The organism is Marisediminicola sp. UYEF4, assembly GCF_040546025.1.
Taxonomy (GTDB): domain Bacteria; phylum Actinomycetota; class Actinomycetes; order Actinomycetales; family Microbacteriaceae; genus Marisediminicola.
The window spans coordinates 92186-112565 of record NZ_JBEPNA010000003.1 but is presented as its reverse complement, the minus strand read 5'-3'; the positions used below and the strand labels follow the sequence as shown (position 1 = coordinate 112565).

Here is a 20380-nt window from a genome sequence, read left to right as displayed (position 1 = left end):
TCGGGTGCCGCGTGAGCCCCCACCTCAGTTCAACTGGCCCGAAACGTCGAGAGCCTCGCGCAGCAGGTGCATGAGCGCGTCGAGCTGCAGGCTCGACTCCCCGATCACCGCAGAATCGTCGCCGTCGAGAGCACGGGCGGCGAGGCCGGCCTTGCTGCCAATGAGCTCGGCAATCTTCGCGTCGATTGTCTGCGCCGCGATGATGCGCCAGGCCGTGACCGGCTCCTCCTGGCCGATGCGGTGCACGCGGTCGATCGCCTGCGTCTGCTCGGCGCTCGTCCAGCTGAGCTCGGCGAGCACGACGTTCGACGCGGCCTGCAGGTTGAGGCCAACGCCGGCCGCGGTGAGCGATGCCACGACGACCGAGACATCCGGATCGTTATTGAACGCGTCGACCTGGGTCTGCCGGAAGGCGGCGGTCTGATCACCTCGGATCGACACGGTCTTCAGGCCCCGCTTGGCGAGGGTCTGCTCCGCGATATCCATGACGTCGATGTGCTTCGCGAAGAAGACCACCTTGCCCACCGACCGGGCGAGCTGCGCGGTGTAGTCGGCGGCGAGCACCGCCTTGGCCGTTCCAATCTTGCGCACCATCGTGAAGACATTCTCGCCCGTCTTCGCCGCCTTGGACTCCTCGAGCTCGGCCTGGGCGACGAGCCGCACGAGCGCGTCCCTGTCGATCTCGTCGGGGTTCTTCGAGAGCGCCAGGCCACGGTTGTAGCGGTCGAGCAGGCGCTTCGACAGGGCCTCCTCAGCCTGACGGATGGAGCGCCCCACCTCGTCGTCGAGTTCGACCGGCAGGTCGGCGATGCGCTTGGAGGGGAGGTCGGAGGCGACGTCGAGCTTCTTGCGCCGCACGATTCCCATGTCGATGACGGTCTGGCGTGCTTCGGCGAAGAAGCCGAAGTCGGCAGGCGTGAGCCCCGTTTCCTCGAGCCTGTCGAGAAGGGTTGCCGTCGGCTTCTCGCCGTCGATCCAGCCGAGGAACTGCCAAATCGCGCGAAAGTCCTCGATCGTGTTGATGAGCGGGGTGCCCGTGAGCGCGATCATGAGTGCGCGCGGCGAGCGGGCGCGGATGCTGTCGGCAAGCGACAGAACGTGCCTAGACCGCTGCGACTCGCGGTTCTTGATGAAGTGGGCCTCGTCGACGACCATACCCTTGAACCCGAGGGTGCGCAGCCAGCCGACGTGCCGGTCGAGTACGTCGTAGTTGACGATCACGATGTCGGCGAAGGCGTCGAGGCTCTCCCCCGAGCCGTGGATGACGGTCGCCGTCTTGTTCGGCGTCCAGAGTTCGACCTCCCGCGCCCAGTTCATCTTCACGACGTTCGGCGCGACGACGAGCAGGGGGTAGGAGTTCGATGCGGCGGCGGCGAGCAGGGCCTGGGCGGTCTTCCCGAGTCCGGGTTCGTCGGCGAGCAGGTAGCTACGGTGACCCTCGCGCACGCTCGCGACGAAGGCGGCCTGGTGGGTGAAGAGCTCACGTCCGCCCGGAACGCGGCGGTCGGCCGCCGTCGGGGCAGGCAGATCCATGCTCGCAGCCTGACCGCCGGCGCCGTACTCGAAGGCGCGGAACAGCGGTTCGAGCAGCTCCCAGTTGGCGAGCCGCCTGGTCGTCGGCTTGGCCTTCACACTCTGGCTGAAATCGGGGGCGAGGAACGGGTTGGACAGCTGCCGTGCAACGACCGACTTCGGAACCACCTGGCGCTCGGCGGCCGGTGCGACAGCGACCGGCTCCTTCGTGATCACGAGGTCGTCCGGGCTCATCTGCACACCGGATGCCATGAGCATGTCGCGGCGCAGCGCCTTCGCGGTATCCGACACCACGACCTCCTCGGCGAGGAGCTGGATGAGCGAGGTGTCCCGCGCGGCTGTCTTGGCAAGAATCGTGGCGACGCCGTCGAGCCGCTTGAGCACCTCGGCCCGCTCCGAGTCGGTCACCTCGGTGTCTTTCTTGGCACGCGAGCGCTCCTCCCGCACGAGCAGCGCGACAACCTGGAACTTGGTGCGGTTCGATGGCCCCACCTTGCCTCGCTCGGCGGCCGCCTCGATCTCCCGCACGGCGCGCGCAAGCACCGGGATGAGACCGACCTCGTCGCCGTGGCGCGCTCGTCGCTGCTGCGACGGGCGACCGGATGCTGTCCTCTGTGGCGACTGCCCCCGCTGGGACGTCCTCGACTGGCCTGACCGAGCCATGTTCCTCCTGAACTGAGCGCGCTGAACGAATGCGGCGCTGACTCTACCTGCCGGATGGTCGTACACCGCTGGGGTGCCGACCCGGACGACCTCCGGTGGAGGACGGACACTTCCCGGTGGGCGCGGAATCCATCCTCGAGCAACTTGCGGACAAGGTCGGGACGGGAAGCGGATTCGTCGTGCGCTGCTAACAGACTACGCGGCTCGGGGGCCGATTTTCCACATCGACGCCCCGCAACGCGCGCAATGGACCTCCGAGTGTACCCTCGATTGGGGCCAGACTCTCCGGGGTTTGTTCACCTCTTGGCAAGCTTTAGGTGCTGTGATGGGTGTCATGTCCGGTTACAGGGCCCAGTACGCGAGGCCAGACCATTTCATTCTGCACTTGAGCGACACCCACCTGGTGGCTGCTGACCACCTGTACGGAGCTGTTGACAGCGAGGGGCTGCTGCGGCAGCTTGTCGCAGAGCTCGAAGCATCCGGCTCCCGCCCCGAGGCGATCGTCTTCACCGGAGACCTCGCCGACAAGGGCGAGGCGGGTGCCTACGCCAAGCTCAGGGAGATGATCGAGCCCGTCGCGGAGCGGCTGGGCTCCGAGGTCATCTGGGTGATGGGCAACCACGACGACCGGTCCACGTTCCGCCGCGAGCTCCTCGGCCAACTGCCGACCTCCAATCCCGTTGACCGGGTGCACGATATCAACGGGCTTCGCATCATCGCTCTCGACTCCACCGTCCCGGGCCACCACCACGGCATCGTCTCCGACGAGCAGCTCGACTGGCTCGCCGAGGAGCTGTCGGTGCCGGCACCGCACGGAACCATCCTGGCGATGCACCACCCACCGGTGCCGAGCGTTCTCGACCTCGCCGTGCTCGTGGAGCTCCGTGAGCAGGACGGGCTCGCCGAAGTGATCAGGGGCTCGGATGTGCGCAGCATCATCGCCGGGCACCTGCACTATTCGACGACAGCGACGTTCGCGGGGGTTCCCGTCTCGGTCGCGTCGGCCACCTGCTACACCCAAGACCTCAATGTGCCGGTCGGCGGCACACGCGGTCGAGATGGAGCACAGTCCTTCAACCTTGTGCATGTCTATGACGACACCGTGCTTCACTCGGTGGTGCCCGTGGGCAACTACCCGACGGTGTCGACCTGGGTCACAGCGGAGGAGACCGCGGAGATCCTCGCCGAACACGGGGTTGTGATCCCGGATGCTGTGAACCCCCACGTCACCGCGGAGCCGCCGTTCGTGCTCCCGCTCGCCGCGGTCGCCGCTGTCGCCGCCCTCTGAGCGCGGGGCTCAGCCTGCTTCGCTGTCCGAGCGACCGAGCCCACCGGAGTGTTCTCCCGCCGGCGCCCGTTCCCATGGCGCCGGAATCGGGAAGTAGCGATCGAGGAACGAGAGCACCGCGGTCGCCCGCTCCGCCCCGTCGATTTCGGGGAAGCTTCCGTCGTTCAGGCAAAAGAAATCGAATGAACGCCGCTTGAGGAGCCTCTTCAGGTCGCGGAGACCCTCGCGCATGGTCGTGTCGACGTATTTGACGCTCGCCTGCGTCTGGGTGACGGCCCGGCCGGTCATGAGCGCGTAGTAGTGATACAGCGAATTCGTCACCGAGATGTCGGTCGCCGAGCGGAACGGGCTGGCGCTCGTGCGGGTGAAGTCCTCGGCGAACTCGCGCTCGAGCTCGATCAGCACCGACTTGCGGAGCGGGGTCGCGGCGTGTTCGAGGTGACGCGTGGTGATCTTGCCGAACCTCTCGCCGAGCAGGCGGCGGTTCACCCGTGCACCGTTCTCGAACCCGCTGCGGCCGGCGTGGGTCTCGCCGAGTCCGATGCGCGTGTTCGCTTCGATGAACTTGGTGACCCCGCCGGGAGAGAAGAACATGTCGGGTGAGATCGGACGACCGAAGAACATGTCGTCGTTCGAGTAGAGGAAGTGCTCCGAGAGTCCGGGGATGTGCTGGAGTTGCGCCTCGATCGCGTGCGAGTTGTGCGTCGGCAACACCGACGTGTCGACGAAGAAGTCCTCGCTGCGCACGATGGTGACGCCCGCGTGCTCGTCGAGCCAGGTGGGCACCGGCGAGTCTGTCACGATGAAGATGCGCCTGATCCAGGGTGCGAACAGGTGCACCGAGCGCAGCGCGTACTTGAGCTCGTCGATTTGGCGGTAGCGCGCCTCGGCACTGTCGCCCTCGCCGACGACATAGCTCTCCATGCGCTTCGCCCGCGCGCGCTGCCAGTCGATCGACGCCCCGTCGACCCAGGAGAAGACGATGTCGATGTCGAAGGCGATGTCGCTCGCGTGCTCGTCGAACATGCCGTCAAGAGTGGGCCACGTCTCCCCGAAGAGGTCGACGGTGCCCTCGATCGCGTCGCTGGCGAGGAGGGTGTTCCGCATGAGGGCGTTCTCGGCGGGGGCGATGATCGTGTCGCCGGCCCACTCCCACAGTTCGACCCTGACGCCGGTCGCGGAGCCGTAGCGCAGCCGTCCCTGCGGCTCGATGCGCGGGCGGTAGAGGGTGAAGGCGCGCGCCTTCGGGTCGTCCGCGAGTCGGCCCTCGGCCACGAGAACGGGCGGACGGCCGCGCTCGCCGGCGGGCTTCGAGTAGAACGGCTCGTTTGCGCACGCCTCGGCGAGGGCAGTACGCAGCTTCTTCCGCCGCGAGAAGTCGACCGCGATGATGGGGCGGTCTCCCCCGTCACGGATCAGGAAGAACGGGATCTCAGCGGAATCAAGAACCGAACCGAGGAACAGAAGATCCTCGATCATCGATTCGCGCGGCGTGAGATGGCCGTTGACGAGGGTGAACATCCCCTTGCGGACGACGACGTCGGCGCGGCGGATCACGCCGGGGGAGGCGAGGGAAGACACCACTACGGGCGCGAGGTTGTCGGTCATTCGGGGCCCAATCGTCTGAGCCTGGCCCGCTGCCGTTCTTCTGGTTCGGGCCCTTAGCTTCTTCCATTATCACCCCGCCCGCGACGAGTTCTCCCCGCCTGCCACACCGGTCAGCGCCGGTTGCGGTCCTCGGGGTTGGGAACCTTGATCAGGAGGCCCGCCGCGATGAATACGAGGGCGGCCACAAACTGCACCGCCTGCCACGCCACGCCGTCGAACGGGAGCACAATGACGGGGTTCCACGCGACCGCGATCGGAAGCAGCCCGAGGAGCCACCACCACTGCCGGGATTGCCACGCGAAGACGCTGATGATGAGCGCGAGGATGCTCGTTACGTAGCGGATCCAGGTGAATCCCTCCGTGCCGACGAGCACGGCACCGGCCGCGAGCACGATCGCGGCGAGCACTCCGGGTACGAGGGCGGTGCGACGGAAGGCGGCGGTGGGATAGGTGGTCACGCGTCAACGCTAGCGGTCGCCGCTGGGGTCAGCGGGCGGGGCGGGTGTACTGGTCGGGCCTGATGATCTGAATCGGGGTGGTCATGGGCGGCATTTCCCGCAGTCGAACGAGGGCGGGCCGCAGCTCGCCAAGCCACGCCTCGTAGCCGGCGTCGTTGAGGTGCAGACGATCGCCGGAGAATTCGGGGTTGAGTTCGCCGTCCTCCAGCGCCATCGCCGGCCACAGGTCGAGGAACTGGGCGCGCACGGTGGAGGAGAACTGGCGAAGGTGGATGTTGGCATCCTGGAGACGGGGGGCATACTCCCGGCCACGGGGCAGGATCGACTGCACCAGCATCCGCGAACCGGGCAGTTCCTTGCGCAGCCTCACGCACGCCGACTCGATGTTGCGCACGAGGTGCTCGACAGTCTGGCGCGTGCCGAGGTCGTTGGTGCCGATGAGCATGACGATCTCGTCCGGTCGAAGCTCCACGACGTCATCGATCTGGCTGATCAGGTCATCCGTCGTGCTTCCGCTGACGCCGAGGTTCACGACGTTCAGGTCAGGGAACCAATCGGCCCAGCGCCCGCCGGCGGTAAGGCTGTCACCGAGGAACGCCACCGTGTCGCGCTCGTCGTGCTGGCGGCCGTTGTCGTGCTCGCTCGTCGCGCCGTCCGGTTGTGCGTCGTTCATGAGGGCCTCCCCGTAATCGCGCTCGCCAGAGCAGCGTGTGGTTTCCTCCACCCTAGGCCGCGATGACCTTCTCTTCCCCGCCCGGCACCGACTTCTCAGCTCTCGCTTCGGCAGTCTGGGTGATCTTTGTGGCCATCGAGTTGAAGATGATGCCGTGGAACGGGAGGATCGCGAACCAGTAGAGACGACCGCCGAGGCCCTGGGGGAAAAAGATCGCGCGTTGGCGGTAGTCCGAGCCGCCTCCGGGGGCCGGTTCGACGCTGAGCTCGAGCCACGCCCGGCCCGGCAGTTTCATTTCGGCACGCAGGCGCAGGAAGCTGCCCCGCCGGATCTCCTCGACACGCCAGAAGTCGAGCGCGTCACCCGAGTTCAGGGTCTCGGCGTGGCGCCGTCCCCTGCGCAGGCCGACTCCCCCGACGAGCTTGTCCAGTACACCCCGCGCGGCCCACGCAACGGGCAGGGAGTACCACCCGTTGTCCCCGCCGATGCCCTCGATGACCGCCCACAGGTCCTCGGGAGACGCCTGCGTGTGCTTCTCCTTGAGGTCGATGTAGACCGTGTGGCCGGTCCAGTCGGGGTCGGAGGGGAGGAGGTTCGCCGGGGCACCCTCGACGGAGGAGTTCAGCCAGCTCGTCTCGACCTCGCCGTCGCGCACACGGCCGAGGGCCAGTCGCACCGCGGTGCGGTACCGCGTCAGCCCACCCTCTGGAGCGGGGATGTAGTTCGCGATGTCGTGCTCGTGAATCACGCAGTCGTACTGCAGCGACGCGATAATCGGAATCGCAAGGCGGCGCGGGATCGGTGTGACGAGGTTGACCCACTGCGAGGCGAGCCACGGAGTGAGCACCGGCAGAGCGGCGATCGCCCGCTGCTTGAGTCCGGCCTCGAGCGCGTAGCCGTTCATCATCTGGCCGTAGCGCAGCACATCCGGTCCACCGATGTCGAACGTGCGATTGACCTCGGGCGGCAGGTCCGCCGCTTCGACGAGGTAGTGCAGCACGTCGCGCACGGCGATGGGCTGGATGAAGTTGCGCACCCACTTGGGAGCGGGCATGTACGGCAGAACGTCGGTGAGATGCCGGATCATCTCGAACGCGGCCGAGCCGGATCCGATCACCACCCCGGCCTGGAGCGCAACGGTCGGAACCCCGGAGCGGATGAGGATGCGTCCGACCTCGGCGCGAGATCGAAGGTGCGGCGACAACTCGCCGTCCGGGTGCAGGCCACCGAGGTACACGATGCGGCGCACATGCGCGGCCCGTGCGGCACGCGCGACATTCATCGCCGACTCCTTCTCGGCCTGCTCGAAATCGCCGGAACCGCCCATTCCGTGCACAAGGTAGTAGAGCGCCTCGATGCCGTCCACTGCGTCGACGAGCGAGGCGGGGTCGCCGAGGTCACCCTGCACGATCTCGACCTGGTCCGCCCACGGCACATCGCGCATCTTGGCCGTGTTCCGCACGAGCACACGCACCTGGTGGCCCGCCTCAAGAAGCTTCGGCACGAGCCGCCCGCCAATGTAACCGGTCGCACCGGTGACCAGAATTCGCATTCTCCGACCCTAGCCGCGACCCCTGTGACTTGCCGGAGGTTTCGTGTTCCCCTCTGGCGTCGAGCAAAAATAACCTTTGTGGCGGACGCGATTTCATGGCTAGGATGGCGGAATCTGGCCGACGACGGTCAGAGGAGGCGGCCAATGGGGGTCGTCGACTATCTGGCGGAGAAGACATGTCCATTACTTTGAGAGCGCTCCCACGGATAATCGCTGCCGCGGTTGCCGTGCCGGCGCTCATCGTGCCGATAGCGGTCGGGGGTGTCTCGGCCGCGGCGGCCGAGACAGTATCCACGGTCGACGACTTCGAGGCCGGCGCCCCCGCCCCCGCCTACTTCTCCTATGGCGGAGGGGGCGGCGGGGCCGGGATAGGCATCGTCGACGTTACTCCGGGCACCGCCGGGGCGAAGCCCGGCCAGACCGAACCGACAAAGGTTCTCTCCTACGGGTTCGACGTTCCCGCCGGCGCCTACGCCGGCTTCGGCCACAACTTCCCCGCGGCGGCCGACTGGAGCGACTTCGACGGCGTTCGGTTCATGCTGAACGGCACGGGCTCCGGCGCCGTCCTGCAGTTCGAGATCTTCGACGGCGGGACCAACTCCGACACATCGGAGCGATTCGAACTTCAATTCACCGATGATGTGGCCGGATGGCGCCCCATCGAGATCCCGTGGTCGTCGCTGGTCCGCTCCACCGACTTCAACCCGGGACCGAACGACGGCCTCGGCCTCACCACCATGTGGGGCTACGCTGTTCCCGCCGTCAGCGGCACCGCCACGGTGCAGATCGACGACATCGAGCTCTTCGCGGGCACCGAGGTGACGCCCACGGTCTCACTGTCCGCCGCATCCGCCGAGGTCATCGAGGGAGCCACCGCCAACATCAACGTGCGCCTCAATGTTGCACCCACCACCCCCATCACCGTCGACTACGCGACGAGCGACGGTACCGCCGGCACCGGCGACTACACCACCGCGACTGGCACGATCACGTTCGCCGCCGGCGAGACGACGAAGACGATCTCGGTCGCCACGATCGATGACGACGCCGAGGAGCCGAGCGAGAACCTCGCGTTGACCCTCAGCAACGCTGTCGGCGCGGTGCTCGGCAGCCCGAGCGCCGCGACGATCACGATCGTCGACAACGACGGCCCGGTCGTCGGTCCGCCCACCGGCCGCACGCTGCTCGTCGAGGACTTCGAGGCCGCGCTTCCGTCGGGCACCGCGGGAACGGTGCCGGTCGGCTGGTTCAATGCCGAAGACCCGAACAGCACCGTCTCGTTCGGCACGGTCCCGTCCCCCGTGGCCGTGCCCGGCCAAGCTGCAGGCAACGACGTGCTCTCCTCGGCATTCACCGTGACGTCGTATGGCGTCGTCGTGAGCAACTTCACCAACGACACCGCCGACGCGTGGACCACTCAGGACTGGAGCACCTACGAGGGCATCGGATTCTGGATGCACGGCAACGGATCGGGAACACGTCTGTTCCTCGACATCCAGGACAACCGCAACCCGGGCTCGACCGTCGACGACGCCGAGCGCTTCGTTGTCGAGTACACCGACAACTGGACCGGCTGGAAGTTCCAGCAGTTCGACTTCGCCGACATCGCGCGCAAGAACATCAACAACAACGCGCCGAACGACGGGCTCGGGCTCACCGAGATGCACGGCTTCGCCTTCGGCGCGCTCACCACGCCGGGCACGCAGACGTTCTACTACGACGATGTGCTGCTCTACGGCCAAGCCGCCGAGGTGCCCCTGACGGTCGGATTCGACCGCGCCGGGTACGAGGTTCTCGAGGGTGCAGATGCCACCGCGACCGTGCGACTGAACCGGCTCTCCGCCACCGACGTGACCGTCGACTTCGCGACGGCGGAGTCCGCTGCACGCACCGCGACCGAGGACCTGCCCGCGACGCTCGACCGCGACTTCACCGCGGCCAGCGGCACGATCACCATCCCCGCCGGGGAGCGTGAGGCGACCATCACCGTCTCGACCCTGCAGAACGCCAAGCACGAGGTCGACGAGACCTTCCTCATCGACCTGTCGAACCCGATCGGAGCCGAGTTCGGTTTCGTGGACAGCGCCACCGTGAGCATCCAGGACGACGACCCGATCGACTTCACGATCATCGACGACTTCGAGACCCACCCGTGGCTCTTCGACGCTGAGGGCGACATCGACCTCACGGTGCGCGAGGCCGCCGCAGGCACCTACGCCGGACAGGACGTCTTCGAGAACGTGCTCGACGTGACCACGGGCGGCGAGTCGACTCTCACGCGCGACTTCGCGGCCGGTCAGGACTGGTCGGCCTACGAGGGACTGTCGTTCTGGTACCTCGGAGAGGGCGACGGCGACACCGTCACCATGACGGTGGCTGACAACGCGGCCGCCGACCAGGGGCCCGACAGCTGGGTTCCGGTATGGAGCGACGAGTTCGACGGAGCGGCGGGCACTCCCGCCAATCCCGACAACTGGACCTACGAGACCGGAGGCTGGGGCTGGGGCAACGACGAGCTGCAGTACTACACCGACAGCACCGAGAACGCGGCGCATGACGGCAACGGCAACATGGTGATCACCGCTCGCGAGATCGACCCGGCGACCACCGACCTCGACTGCTGGTACGGACCGTGCACGCACACGTCGGCCCGCCTCATCACCGAGCAGAAGCAGGAGTTCGAGTACGGCCGCATCGAGTCACGCGTGAAGGTGCCCCAGGGCTCCGGAATCTGGCCCGCCGTGTGGACGCTCGGCAACGACTTCCGCGAGGTCGGCTGGCCCCAGACGGGCGAGATCGACGTGATGGAGTTCGTCGGGCGCCTGCCCAATGAGATCTTCGGCACCATCCACGGACCGGGATACTCCGGAGGCAACTCGTTCGGCGACATCTACACGTTCGACACCCCGGTGTACGAGGAGTTCCACACCTTCTCGGTCGAGTGGACCCCGGAGCGGATCGACTGGTTCGTCGACGGCATCCAGTACCACTCGGCCACCCCGGCCGACGTGGCACCGAACGAGTGGGTGTACGACCACCCGTTCTCGCTGCTCACCAACGTGGCCGTCGGCGGCAACTTCGGCGGAGCGCCTGGCGAGGATCTCGTGTTCCCGCAATCGCTGACCCTGGACTACATCCGTGTGTTCCAGGCGCCAGACACCGCCGAGCGGTTCGAGACGAGCTTCGTCGATAACCAGGCCGGATGGCGCAAGGTGACGGTGCCGTTCGCCGACCTGACCCGTGCCGCGGACCAGCCGGCCGGCGCACCGAGCGACGGCCTCACCCTCACCGACGTGCAGGGCTACGGCTTCGGCTTCAGCGGTGCGGGATCGGTGAGTCTGGACCGGGTCACCCTGGTCGAGGACATTCCGGTGCAGACCTGCACCGTCCGAGGCAAGCCGGAGGTCAAGGGCAAGCCGGCGGTCCCAGGCAAGCCCGCGTTTGCGGGCAAGCCGGAGTTCCCCGGGCGGCCCTGCCGGTAACGCGCGCGCCGAACTGACGGCGTCTGAGAACGACGAAGCCCTCACCGAAAGGTGGGGGCTTCGTCGTGGTGCCGGGTCCTGTGCCTAGATGAGGCCCTTCGTGTGCCACACCGTCTTGGTCTCGGTGAAGAACGTCACGCGCTCGACCGAGGGAGCCGGAATGCCGGCCTCGGGCGGCAGCACGCGCTTGAGCGTCTCGGCCGCGGCGATCTGCAGGTCGACCCAGTCCAGGTCCCCTGCCCCGGCGAGGTCGAAGGCGTTGACGTCGGCGTGGCTTGCGAGCCACGGCCCGATCTCCGCCGCCGACCCGGTGAGGATGTTCACCACTCCGCCGGGCACGTCGCTGGTCGCGAGCACCTCGCCCAGGCTGATTGCGCTGAGCGGGGCAGCCTCGCTCGCGATGACCACGACGGTGTTGCCGCTGACGAGTGCCGGGGCGACGACGCTCACGAGCCCGAGCAGGGAGGACTCCTGCGGGGCGATGACCGCCACGACGCCGGTCGGCTCCGGGGTCGACACGTTGAAGTAGGGACCGCTTACGGGGTTGCCGTTGCCGGCCACCTGCACGTATTTGTCGGCCCAGCCGGCGTACCAGACCCACACGTCGATGGCGGCGTCGACCTGGGCGGATGCCGCTGACTCGCTGACACCCTCCGAGCGGCGGATCTCGTCGACGAACTGCGCGCGACGCCCCTCGAGCAGCTCCGCGATGCGGTACAGCACCTGCCCGCGGTTGTAGCCGGTCGCGCTGGACCAGCCGGGGACGGCGGAGCGTGCCGCGACGACGGCATCCCGCGCGTCTTTTCGGGAGGCCTTCGCCGCGTTGGCGAGGAAGTCGCCCTTCGCAGTGACGACCTCGTAGACGCGGCCGGACTCGCTGCGCGGAAACTTACCGCCGATGTAGAGCTTGAATGTCTTCGGCACGGTGAGGTGGCTCACTTGCGTGCTCCCTTCGTGACGGCCGGCGCGGTCCAGCCGCGGGATTCGAGGTACGCGGCGAGGCCGTGACGGCCACCCTCGCGTCCGTAGCCGGACTCCTTGTACCCGCCGAACGGGCTCGAGGGGTCGAACTGGTTGAACGTGTTCGCCCAGACGACGCCCGCGCGCAGCTTGTCGGCCACGCCGAGGATCCGGCTGCCCTTGTCGCTCCAGATGCCGGCCGAGAGGCCGTAGGGGGTGTTGTTGGCCTTGGCGATCGCCTCGGCCGGGGTGCGGAAGGTCAGGATGCTGAGCACCGGGCCGAAGATCTCGTCCCTGGCGATCCGGTGGCTCGTCGACACGCCCGTGAAAATCGTCGGCGCGAACCAGAATCCGGCATCCGGCAGTTCGCACGCCGGGCTCCACCGCTCGGCACCCTCGTCCACGCCAACATTGCTCAACTCGCGGATGCGGTCGAGCTGCGCGCGGGAGTTGATCGCCCCGACATCGGTGTTCTTATCCAGCGGGTCGCCGACCCGCAGGGTCGACATGCGTGCCTTCAGCCGGGAGACGACCTCGTCGTGGATGTTCTCCTGCACCAACAGGCGCGATCCAGCGCAGCAGACGTGACCCTGGTTGAAGAAGATGCCGTTGACGATACCCTCGATGGCCTGGTCGATGGGCGCGTCGTCGAAGACGATGTTCGCCGCCTTGCCGCCGAGCTCGAGAGTGAGCTTCTTGCCCGACCCGGCCGTCGACCTCGCGATCGCACGGCCCACGGCGGTCGATCCGGTGAACGCGACCTTGTTGACATCGGTGTGGTTCACAAGCGCCTGACCGGTGTCGCCGGCACCGGTGATGATGTTGACCACCCCTGGCGGCAGGTCGGCCTGCTGCAGGATCTCCGCGAAGATGAGCGAGGTCAGCGGTGTTGTCTCGGCGGGCTTGATCACCACGGTGTTCCCTGCGGCGAGCGCCGGCGCGATCTTCCACGCGAGCATGAGCAGCGGGAAGTTCCACGGGATCACCTGGGCGGCGACTCCGAGGGACCGAGGGTCCGGCCCGAGGCCCGCGTAGTCGAGCTTGTCGGCCCACCCCGCGTAGTAGAAGAACCAGGCGGCGACGAGCGGGATGTCGACGTCGCGGCTCTCCTTGATGGGCTTGCCGTTGTCGAGGCTCTCGGCGACCGCGAGCTCCCGGGCCCTCTCCTGCACGAGTCTCGCGATGCGGAACAGGTACTTGCCGCGGTCCGAGCCCGACATTTTCGACCAGGTGCGGTCGTACGCGCGCCGGGCGGCGGCGACGGCGGCGTCGACATCGGAGGCATCCGCGTTCGCGATCTGGGCGATGTGCTTCTCGGTCGCCGGCGAGGTGGTCGAGAACGGGGTGCCGTGGCCCTCGACGAACTCACCGCCGATGAACAGCCCGTAGTTCTCGCGCAGGTTCAGGATCGCGGTCGACTCGGGGGCCGGAGCGTAGTCAAGAAAACTCATGGTTTCAGTCCATCGTCACGTAGTCGGGGCCGGAGTACCGGCCGGTGGAGAGTTTCTGGCGCTGCAGCAGCACATCGTTGAGCAGGCTCGACGCGCCGAAGCGGAACAGGTGCGGCTGCAGCCACTCCTCGCCCACCGTCTCGGCGACCGTGACGAGGTACTTGATCGCGTCCTTCGAGGTGCGGATGCCGCCGGCGGGCTTCACCCCGATCCTCTCGCCCGTGAGCCGGTACCAGTCGCCGACCACCTGCAGCATCAGCAGGGTGACGGGAAGCGTCGCGGCCGGCGCGACCTTGCCTGTGGAGGTCTTGATGAAGTCGCCGCCCGCGAGGATCGCGAGCCACGACGCCCGACGCACGTTGTCGTAGGTGGTGAGCTCCCCTGTCTCGAGGATCACCTTGAGGTGCGCGTAGCTTCCGTCGTCCCGACGGCAGGCCTCCTTCACCGCGACGATCTGGTCGAACACCCGGCCGTAGTGCCCGGCAAGGAAGGCTCCCCTGTCGATCACCATGTCGATCTCGTCCGCCCCGGCCGAGACGGCATCCGTCGTGTCCACGAGCTTCACGGCAAGCGAGGCCCGCCCGCTCGGGAACGCCGTGGCCACGGCGGCGACGTTGATGCCGTCGTCGCGGCCGGCCGAATGGGCCGACCCCAGCGCGGCGACGGCGTCGGCGACCATGTCGCCATACACACACACCGCGGCGACCCGTGGGGTGGAGAGGTCTCCGGGATCCGGCGTCATCGCCTTGGCCACGAGCGAGCGCACCTTGCCGGGGGTGTCCGCCCCCTCGAGTGTCGTGAGGTCGATGAGGCCGATGATCTTGTCGAGGGCCCAGGCCTTCGACGTCGTCTTGATCGAACGGGTTCCGAGTGCGGCGGCGCGCGCCTCGAGGCCGACGGCGTCGACCCCGGGCAGACCCTCGAGGTGGAGCCGAAGGCTCTTCTCCGTGAGGTCGCCGCCGATCAGTTCCACGGCCCGTTCGGCCGGGGCGAGGGCGTTGTTCTTGGTTGCTGTCATCGCTCGATTCCAGTCACGTGCCGGCCGGGCAGGGCCCCGGGGAAAGCGGCAGAATTCAATTCTGCCTCATGGCAGTCGTGAACTCGCACGGGTGGAGGGTCAGCCGCGCCCCTGCTCGGGCCGTGACCGCGAGACGGGCACCGGATAGCGGGCCCAATCAACCGGATGCCCGCGCAGAAGCTCCGCCAGCTGCTCGAGTGCCGCGAGCCACGTCTCGCGCACCCGCCCGGCAAAGGGAGGGTCGATCACTGCGGTGACGGTGAGCCGGAGCCGAGTGGATGTCCCGCGGGAACCACCCTCGAGTTCGTCGAGGCGGAAGTCGAACTTTCCGTGGCGCTCGCTCGCGATCGTGAGGCGGCCCGGTGCGAGAATCGTCTCAATTGTGCCGTCGGTGCCCGGGAAATGCGGTGAGCCGACCCAGTCGAGGCGGTAGCGGCCTCCGGGCGCGACGTAGATGTCGGCTTCGCCGAGCCAGCCGCTCACGAGCACGGGATCGACGAGCGCCGCCCAGACAATCCCGCGCGGGAGCTCGTAGTCACGCTCGAATTGCAGCTCGTGCACGCTCACGGTCACACCCTACGCGCGGCATCCGACACACTCGCGAACAGCGCGCGGCGGGTCCCCTATGCTCGACGCATGGAGACGTCCAGAACAACCCGTTCCGCTCGTGAGTGACGCCCTCGCCCTTGCGGTCGACCTCGGGGGGACCAAGGTCGAATCGGCCCTCGTCGACGCCGACGGCACCGTTGTTCCCGGCAGCCGATTCCGTGAGCCGACCGGGCCAGAGCTCTCGTCGGACCAGCTGACGTCGGCCGTCCGCTCGGCGATCCTCGCGAGCCTCACCACGCTCGGCGACCCGGCCAGACTCATCGGAGTGGGCATCGGCAGCGCCGGCCCGATCACCGAGTCGCTCGGCCTCGTCTCCCCGCTCAACCTCCCGTCCTGGCGGGACTACCCGTTGAAGGCCCTCGCCGAGCAGACCGTGCCCGGGGTTCCCGTCACCCTCCGCATGGATGGCCTCTGCATCGCCCTCGCCGAGCACTGGGTCGGCGCCGCGCAGGGGTACGACAACGTCATGGGGATGATCGTCTCGACCGGCATCGGTGGAGGCCTGATCCTGCACGGCAACACCGTCTCCGGCCCGACCGGCAATGCCGGGCACATCGGCCACGTCGAGGTCGCCGGCTTCGACGACCCATGCAAGTGCGGCGGAATCGGATGCGTCGAGGCGATCGCATCCGGTCCCAACACGGCGCGCTGGGCGCGGGCACAGGGCTGGACCGGCGAGACCGGTGAAGACCTCGCGATCAGCTACCGCGACGGCGACGAGATCGCTATCGCCGCCGTCGAGCGCGCGGGCCGCGCCATCGGCCAGGCGATCGCGTCGGCGACAGCCCTCGTCGACCTGGAGATCGTCGCGATCGGCGGCGGGTTCTCCCAGGTGTCCCCCGACCTCTTCGACCACATCCGCGCCGCGATCGCACGACGGGCCGAGTTCGGGTTCGTGACCAAGGTGAAGGTCGTGCCGAGCGGGCTCTCAAGCGACGGGCCGCTCGTCGGCGCGGCGGCGCTGGTTCACCGAGCGGAGACCGTCTCCTAGCGCCGGCCGAACGCACTCAGTGCGCGAGCGAGTCGGCGATCTCGTCTTCGACGAACGACCGCTGGCGGAGCATCAGCGCCGGGATGACGCACGCGAGGGCCGCCGCGATCAGCGTGACGAGCGGCAGGGTCCAGCCGCCGGTCGCGTCGTGCAGCAGGCCGAACGACACAGGGCCGGCCACGGCGACGGTATACCCGATTCCCTGCGCGAAGCCGCTGAGCGCGGCGGACCCGTTGGTCGTGCGCGTGCGCAGGTTGATGAGCGTCAGGACCCCCGGGAACATGATCGTGCCGATCCCCGAACAGCTGACCCACAGGGCGAGCAGGCCGCCGGGTGCAAGCAGCAGTCCGCCGTACCCGACGACGAGCAGGGTGATGCTCAGGAAGACGAGGATGCTGACGTCGGCGAGGCGGCTGATGACCCGCGGGATCACGATTGCGAGGGGCAGGCCGAGCGCGACGTAGAGCGCGAGGTAGCCACCCGCAGCGAGGGGCGAGACGCCTGCCGTCTCGATCAGCAGCCGGGGAAGCCAGGAGATGAGGGCATACACCTGGAACGAGGTGAGGGAGAAGACCATCGCCAGCGCCCACGCGGTGCGTGACCGCCACATCGCCGTGTGGTGGTGGGCGGTCGGCCGGGTGCCGCGCGCCCCCGCATCCGGTCCCAGCGCCCGCCGCTCACGATGCGTCCTGACGATCACGACCAGCCACGGCACGAGCGTCACCGCGGCGAGGATCGACCACATTCCGAGCGACGCGCGCCATCCGGCGGCCTCGGCGGCGGGTGCGGCGAGCAGTGCCGGCACTGCGCCGCTGATTGCCATGAACGACGCGTAGGCAGTGGTCATAAGCGCGATGCGGTCGGGGAAGTACTGCTTCACGAGCGGCGGGAGCAGGATGTTGCCGATCCCGATCCCGGCGAACGCGACGACGCTGCCGGCGAGCAGGGCCTGGTAGCTGTCCGCACTGCCGCGGAGGAGGTGCCCGGTCACCATCATGCCGATCGCCGCGAGCAGCAGCGGTTCCAGACCGAAGCGGCGTCCGAGCCGCGCCCCGAACAGACCGGAGAGCGCGAACGCGACCGGCGGCAGCGCGCCGATGATGCCGAGGCCGAGGGTGTCGAGCGGGATGTCCGCACGGACCTCGGCGACGATGGGCGAGATGGCGGCCACCGCCGTGCGCAGGTTGAGCGCCATGAGAAGGATGCCGACGAGGGCGAGACTTCGGCCTGCCCACAGCGGCAGAGGGCTTGTGTCAGGCATTATCTTTGAGCATACCCACCAGTGATTCCGGAGGTCTCCTTGTCCGACTTCTCCCGCCACCTTCCCCTGAGCCAGCGTGGCGGCGGCGGCGACGAGTCGACGGTCACGAACGACTGGCGACCGCTCGCGGGACAGTGTCTCCTGCTCGTGTGTGATCTGCTCGACGGTGCGACCGGCGAGCACTGGGACGCCCCGAGCCTGCGCGACGGATGGCGCGTGCGCGACGTGGCCGGGTACCTCCTCTGGCGCCTCGAGAGCAGCGGGACGGACCGCGCTCGAAGCTGGTTGCGGGGCATCCTCATCGGACGGGGCTCCCCGGCCCGCGGCCGGCGGATCATCGCGGTTCGGCTCGGCGGTGCGGATCCGGTCGTGCTGCTCCGGCGGCTTCGGGCCGTCGCTGGCGACAGGGTCGCCCGACGTGGCCCGCACGGCGTCGCCGGACTCTGCGCCGTGATTGTGGACGGGTACGACATCGCCGGGTCTCTCGGGCGGCCGCTCGCGTTCCCGAGCGAGGCGACCGGTGCCGTCGCCCTCGCCACCACGCTCGCGGCATCGACACCGATTACGGCGGTGACCCGCGGGCGGGCGCTGCGCGCGACGGATGCCGAGTGGACGGTCGGACGGGGACCGGAGCTGGCCGGCACCGCCGAGTCGATCATCCTGTTCCTCGCCGGCCGCAGCGGGAAGCTGCCGCAGACCGGCGAGTGACCGCGCTCAGCCCAGCAGTGACCAGGCCTTGCGCTTGATCAGCACGTGCCCACGCTCGGTCGACAGGCGCGTCCACGGTCCGGTCTCGAAGATGCGCACCTGCTCGCAGAGGAAGCCGAGGGACAGCGCGGCGAACGCCCCGCCGGCCGGAACGTGTTCGAGGCCCGGGATCGGCCGGCCCCATACTTCGGCGCGCACGCGGTGCACGATCTGCTCCCCGGTACCGGCGGGGATCGCCTGGGCGACCTCGTCGATTCCCGCCTTCGCGACGGGCTCGAGCACGCTGGACTCCGTGGGGTCGAGGCTCTTCCAGCCTCCCCGCGGCGGCGAGATCGCCGCCCAGGTCACGGTGTAGACCTGCATCGGCACGCTCACCACAACGGGGGCATCGGCCGACCGCCCGGCGTCGCCCTCCAGGCGCGCGAGGCGCTCGAGGAGCGACCTGACCGGCACGACGACGTCGAAGGCGGCCGGGGCCGAGAGCTCGAATGTTCGCAGCCCCAGCACCGTCGGGCTCTGGTCGAGCAGCCCGGACGGATAGAACACCGCGACATAGACCGCGAGCACACTGCCGTCGGCGATCAGGCGCACGGAACCGTCCTCGACACGACCGGCGCGACCGAGGTAGACCTGCAGGTCGTTGAGTGACAAGGAGTCAGTAAGGGAAAATTCGAGGCTCATCTGCACTCTAAAATACCCACTATGGCGCCCGCCCGGGTACCGCCCCGCACGACGACCTCGGGAGAGCGCATGACCGACCCCCTCGCCGGGCTGTTGACGGCCCTCGATCTCACCGACACCGGAGCCCGCACGAGCGAGGACATCTTCACCGGTCCGAGCCAGTGGATGCCGCTTGGCCGGGTATTCGGCGGGCAGGTTCTCGCCCAGTCCCTCGTCGCCGCGATGCGCACCATCCCCGAGGGCCGGTTCGTGCACTCGATGCACGGCTACTTCCTCCGCCCGGGCGATGTGAGCCTGCCGATCACGTTCTCAGTCGACCGAATTCACGACGGCCGGTCGTTCTCGACCCGGCGCACCCAGGCCTACCAGGAGGGCAACCCGATCCTCTCGATGATCGCGTCGTTCCAGGATGAGGACGAGGGGGTCGAGCACCAGATCGACATGCCGGCCGACATCCCCGATCCGGAGAGCCTGCCGAGCGCCGCCGAGGCCCTGGGCAAGGTCGACCACCCGATCGCGAGGTACTGGGCGTTCGAGCGCCCGTTCGACATGCGGCACGTGCCCTCCCCCGTCTTCCTCAGCGTCGAGGGCGCCCACGTCGCCCACCAGGCCGTGTGGATCAAGGCCATCGGAACACTCCCGGACGACCCGAACCTGCACCGCGCGGCGCTCGCCTATGCGAGTGACTACTCGATCCTGGAGCCGATCTTCCGCCGGCACGGCGTCGCCTGGGCCACCCCGGGGCTGAAGGCCGCGAGCCTCGACCACGCGATGTGGTTCCACCGGTTCGGCCGCGTGGACGAATGGATGCTGTACGTGCAGGGATCGCCCAACGCGCGAGGCGGGCGCGGGCTCTCCCTCGGTCGCATCTACGACCGCGCCGGGCGGCTCCTCGCCAGTGTCGCGCAAGAGGGAATGGTGAGGGTTCCGCGCTCCTGATCGGCGCAGGACCATCGTGCGGTCAGCGGCCGCGCTTGGTGAAGCTCACCGGCTCCTCGACATACGGCTCCCAGACGTGCCGGAGCTCATCGCTGATCCGCTCCGGGCGGCCCGTCGCCGCGGTGACCATGACGAGAGTCGTCGCGGCGCGGGTGAACAGCACCCGCGGGCTCACACCGACAGGCGAGTACAGCTCGTAGCAGACCTCGAGGCTTGCCCCGCCGATCCGGCCGATCCACAGCTCGATGTCGATCGGCGCCCGCATGTAGGGAATCGGGGCCAGATACTCGACTTCTTGGCGCGCGATCAGCGCGATCGTCTCCGCTCCGGGCCGCGCATCGAGTATCGCGGTGGCACCGGCGACCCCGCCGTCGTCAGGCCGCCAGAACGCCTCGATGCGGGCCTCTTCGAGCAAGCGCAGCATCTCGGCGTTGTTGACGTGCGCGTAGGCGTCAAAGTCCGACCAGCGCAGCGGAATGATGACGTGGAGGCGTGTCACCCCGGG

The 20380-nt window shown here is 68.3% G+C and carries 17 protein-coding genes; 5 read left to right on the top strand and 12 right to left on the bottom strand.

Annotated elements, in window-relative coordinates; genetic code table 11:
* Positions 1–24: 24 nt before the first annotated feature.
* Positions 25–2196: a DEAD/DEAH box helicase gene (locus ABIB15_RS04930; RefSeq protein WP_354475747.1), complete on the bottom strand. Its 2172-nt coding sequence runs from the start codon at positions 2194–2196 to the stop codon at positions 25–27.
* Between the two features lie 334 nt (positions 2197–2530).
* Between ABIB15_RS04930 and ABIB15_RS04925 the strand changes: the two genes are divergently transcribed.
* Positions 2531–3484: a phosphodiesterase gene (locus ABIB15_RS04925; protein WP_354475746.1), complete on the top strand. Its 954-nt coding sequence runs from the start codon at positions 2531–2533 to the stop codon at positions 3482–3484.
* 9 nt (positions 3485–3493) lie between these two features.
* On the opposite strand, the gene ABIB15_RS04920 is transcribed toward ABIB15_RS04925, so the two are convergent.
* The 4 genes from ABIB15_RS04920 to ABIB15_RS04905 all read right to left on the bottom strand — a co-directional run bounded on the left by ABIB15_RS04920 (position 3494) and on the right by ABIB15_RS04905 (position 7775).
* Positions 3494–5092: a stealth family protein gene (locus ABIB15_RS04920; protein WP_354475745.1), complete on the bottom strand. Its 1599-nt coding sequence runs from the start codon at positions 5090–5092 to the stop codon at positions 3494–3496.
* A 110-nt stretch (positions 5093–5202) separates the two neighbouring features.
* A complete protein-coding gene (locus ABIB15_RS04915; protein ID WP_354475744.1) occupies positions 5203–5550 on the bottom strand; it encodes a DUF6804 family protein in 348 nt (115 codons plus the stop codon).
* Between the two features lie 28 nt (positions 5551–5578).
* Entirely contained in the window at positions 5579–6223 is a 645-nt protein-coding gene (locus ABIB15_RS04910) for a GDSL-type esterase/lipase family protein (protein ID WP_354475742.1), read from the bottom strand.
* A 52-nt stretch (positions 6224–6275) separates the two neighbouring features.
* Positions 6276–7775 carry an SDR family oxidoreductase gene (locus ABIB15_RS04905; RefSeq protein ID WP_354475740.1) on the bottom strand — a complete coding sequence of 500 codons (1500 nt, stop codon included), beginning with the start codon at positions 7773–7775 and terminating at the stop codon, positions 6276–6278.
* A 176-nt stretch (positions 7776–7951) separates the two neighbouring features.
* On the opposite strand from ABIB15_RS04905, the gene ABIB15_RS04900 reads away from it, so the two are divergent.
* The gene (locus ABIB15_RS04900) at positions 7952–11257 is read left to right on the top strand and encodes a carbohydrate binding domain-containing protein (protein ID WP_354475738.1); all 3306 of its coding nucleotides are present in this window, start codon (positions 7952–7954) and stop codon (positions 11255–11257) included.
* A gap of 84 nt (positions 11258–11341) precedes the next feature.
* Here ABIB15_RS04900 and ABIB15_RS04895 read toward each other — a convergent pair whose 3' ends face one another.
* From ABIB15_RS04895 to ABIB15_RS04880, 4 genes are all read right to left on the bottom strand, one after another.
* On the bottom strand, positions 11342–12196 hold the full coding sequence (locus tag ABIB15_RS04895) for an aldehyde dehydrogenase family protein (protein WP_354475737.1): 855 nt from the start codon (positions 12194–12196) through the stop codon (positions 11342–11344).
* The gene (locus tag ABIB15_RS04890; protein WP_354475735.1) at positions 12193–13668 is read right to left on the bottom strand and encodes an aldehyde dehydrogenase family protein; all 1476 of its coding nucleotides are present in this window, start codon (positions 13666–13668) and stop codon (positions 12193–12195) included. Before ABIB15_RS04890 ends, ABIB15_RS04895 begins: the two co-directional genes overlap by 4 nt.
* A 4-nt stretch (positions 13669–13672) precedes the next feature.
* The gene (deoC, locus tag ABIB15_RS04885) at positions 13673–14686 is read right to left on the bottom strand and encodes a deoxyribose-phosphate aldolase (RefSeq protein WP_354475734.1); all 1014 of its coding nucleotides are present in this window, start codon (positions 14684–14686) and stop codon (positions 13673–13675) included.
* Between the two features lie 99 nt (positions 14687–14785).
* A complete protein-coding gene (locus ABIB15_RS04880; RefSeq protein WP_354475732.1) occupies positions 14786–15253 on the bottom strand; it encodes an SRPBCC domain-containing protein in 468 nt (155 codons plus the stop codon).
* A 100-nt stretch (positions 15254–15353) separates the two neighbouring features.
* Here ABIB15_RS04880 and ABIB15_RS04875 point away from each other — a divergent pair, with 100 nt between their 5' ends.
* The gene (locus tag ABIB15_RS04875; RefSeq protein ID WP_354475730.1) at positions 15354–16286 is read left to right on the top strand and encodes an ROK family protein; all 933 of its coding nucleotides are present in this window, start codon (positions 15354–15356) and stop codon (positions 16284–16286) included.
* Between the two features lie 16 nt (positions 16287–16302).
* Here ABIB15_RS04875 and ABIB15_RS04870 read toward each other — a convergent pair whose 3' ends face one another.
* Positions 16303–17547 carry an MFS transporter gene (locus ABIB15_RS04870; protein ID WP_354475728.1) on the bottom strand — a complete coding sequence of 415 codons (1245 nt, stop codon included), beginning with the start codon at positions 17545–17547 and terminating at the stop codon, positions 16303–16305.
* A 21-nt stretch (positions 17548–17568) separates the two neighbouring features.
* Between ABIB15_RS04870 and ABIB15_RS04865 the strand changes: the two genes are divergently transcribed.
* On the top strand, positions 17569–18255 hold the full coding sequence (locus tag ABIB15_RS04865; RefSeq protein ID WP_354475726.1) for a maleylpyruvate isomerase mycothiol-dependent enzyme family protein: 687 nt from the start codon (positions 17569–17571) through the stop codon (positions 18253–18255).
* A gap of 6 nt (positions 18256–18261) precedes the next feature.
* Here the strand turns inward: ABIB15_RS04865 and ABIB15_RS04860 are convergent, their stop codons facing one another.
* Complete coding sequence (locus tag ABIB15_RS04860) at positions 18262–18936, bottom strand: DUF8185 domain-containing protein (protein ID WP_354475724.1); 675 nt, start codon at positions 18934–18936, stop codon at positions 18262–18264.
* 69 nt (positions 18937–19005) lie between these two features.
* Here ABIB15_RS04860 and ABIB15_RS04855 point away from each other — a divergent pair, with 69 nt between their 5' ends.
* Positions 19006–19875, top strand: a complete 870-nt coding sequence (locus ABIB15_RS04855) for an acyl-CoA thioesterase (RefSeq protein ID WP_354475989.1) — start codon at positions 19006–19008, stop codon at positions 19873–19875.
* 22 nt (positions 19876–19897) lie between these two features.
* On the opposite strand, the gene ABIB15_RS04850 is transcribed toward ABIB15_RS04855, so the two are convergent.
* Positions 19898–20374, bottom strand: coding sequence for an acyl-CoA thioesterase (locus tag ABIB15_RS04850; RefSeq protein ID WP_354475723.1), 477 nt, complete (start codon positions 20372–20374; stop codon positions 19898–19900).
* Positions 20375–20380 lie beyond the last annotated feature (6 nt).

Excerpts from the sequence above, each read along its gene's own strand:
- ABIB15_RS04930 (WP_354475747.1), bottom strand. The coding sequence starts at position 2,196 with ATGGCTCGGTCAGGCCAGTCGAGGACGTCCCAGCGGGGGCAGTCGCCA.
- ABIB15_RS04925 (WP_354475746.1), top strand. The coding sequence starts at position 2,531 with ATGTCCGGTTACAGGGCCCAGTACGCGAGGCCAGACCATTTCATTCTG.
- ABIB15_RS04920 (WP_354475745.1), bottom strand. The coding sequence starts at position 5,092 with ATGACCGACAACCTCGCGCCCGTAGTGGTGTCTTCCCTCGCCTCCCCC.
- ABIB15_RS04910 (WP_354475742.1), bottom strand. The coding sequence starts at position 6,223 with ATGAACGACGCACAACCGGACGGCGCGACGAGCGAGCACGACAACGGC.
- ABIB15_RS04905 (WP_354475740.1), bottom strand. The coding sequence starts at position 7,775 with ATGCGAATTCTGGTCACCGGTGCGACCGGTTACATTGGCGGGCGGCTC.
- ABIB15_RS04900 (WP_354475738.1), top strand. The coding sequence starts at position 7,952 with ATGTCCATTACTTTGAGAGCGCTCCCACGGATAATCGCTGCCGCGGTT.
- ABIB15_RS04890 (WP_354475735.1), bottom strand. The coding sequence starts at position 13,668 with ATGAGTTTTCTTGACTACGCTCCGGCCCCCGAGTCGACCGCGATCCTG.
- deoC (WP_354475734.1), bottom strand. The coding sequence starts at position 14,686 with ATGACAGCAACCAAGAACAACGCCCTCGCCCCGGCCGAACGGGCCGTG.
- ABIB15_RS04870 (WP_354475728.1), bottom strand. The coding sequence starts at position 17,547 with ATGCCTGACACAAGCCCTCTGCCGCTGTGGGCAGGCCGAAGTCTCGCC.
- ABIB15_RS04860 (WP_354475724.1), bottom strand. The coding sequence starts at position 18,936 with ATGAGCCTCGAATTTTCCCTTACTGACTCCTTGTCACTCAACGACCTG.
- ABIB15_RS04855 (WP_354475989.1), top strand. The coding sequence starts at position 19,006 with ATGACCGACCCCCTCGCCGGGCTGTTGACGGCCCTCGATCTCACCGAC.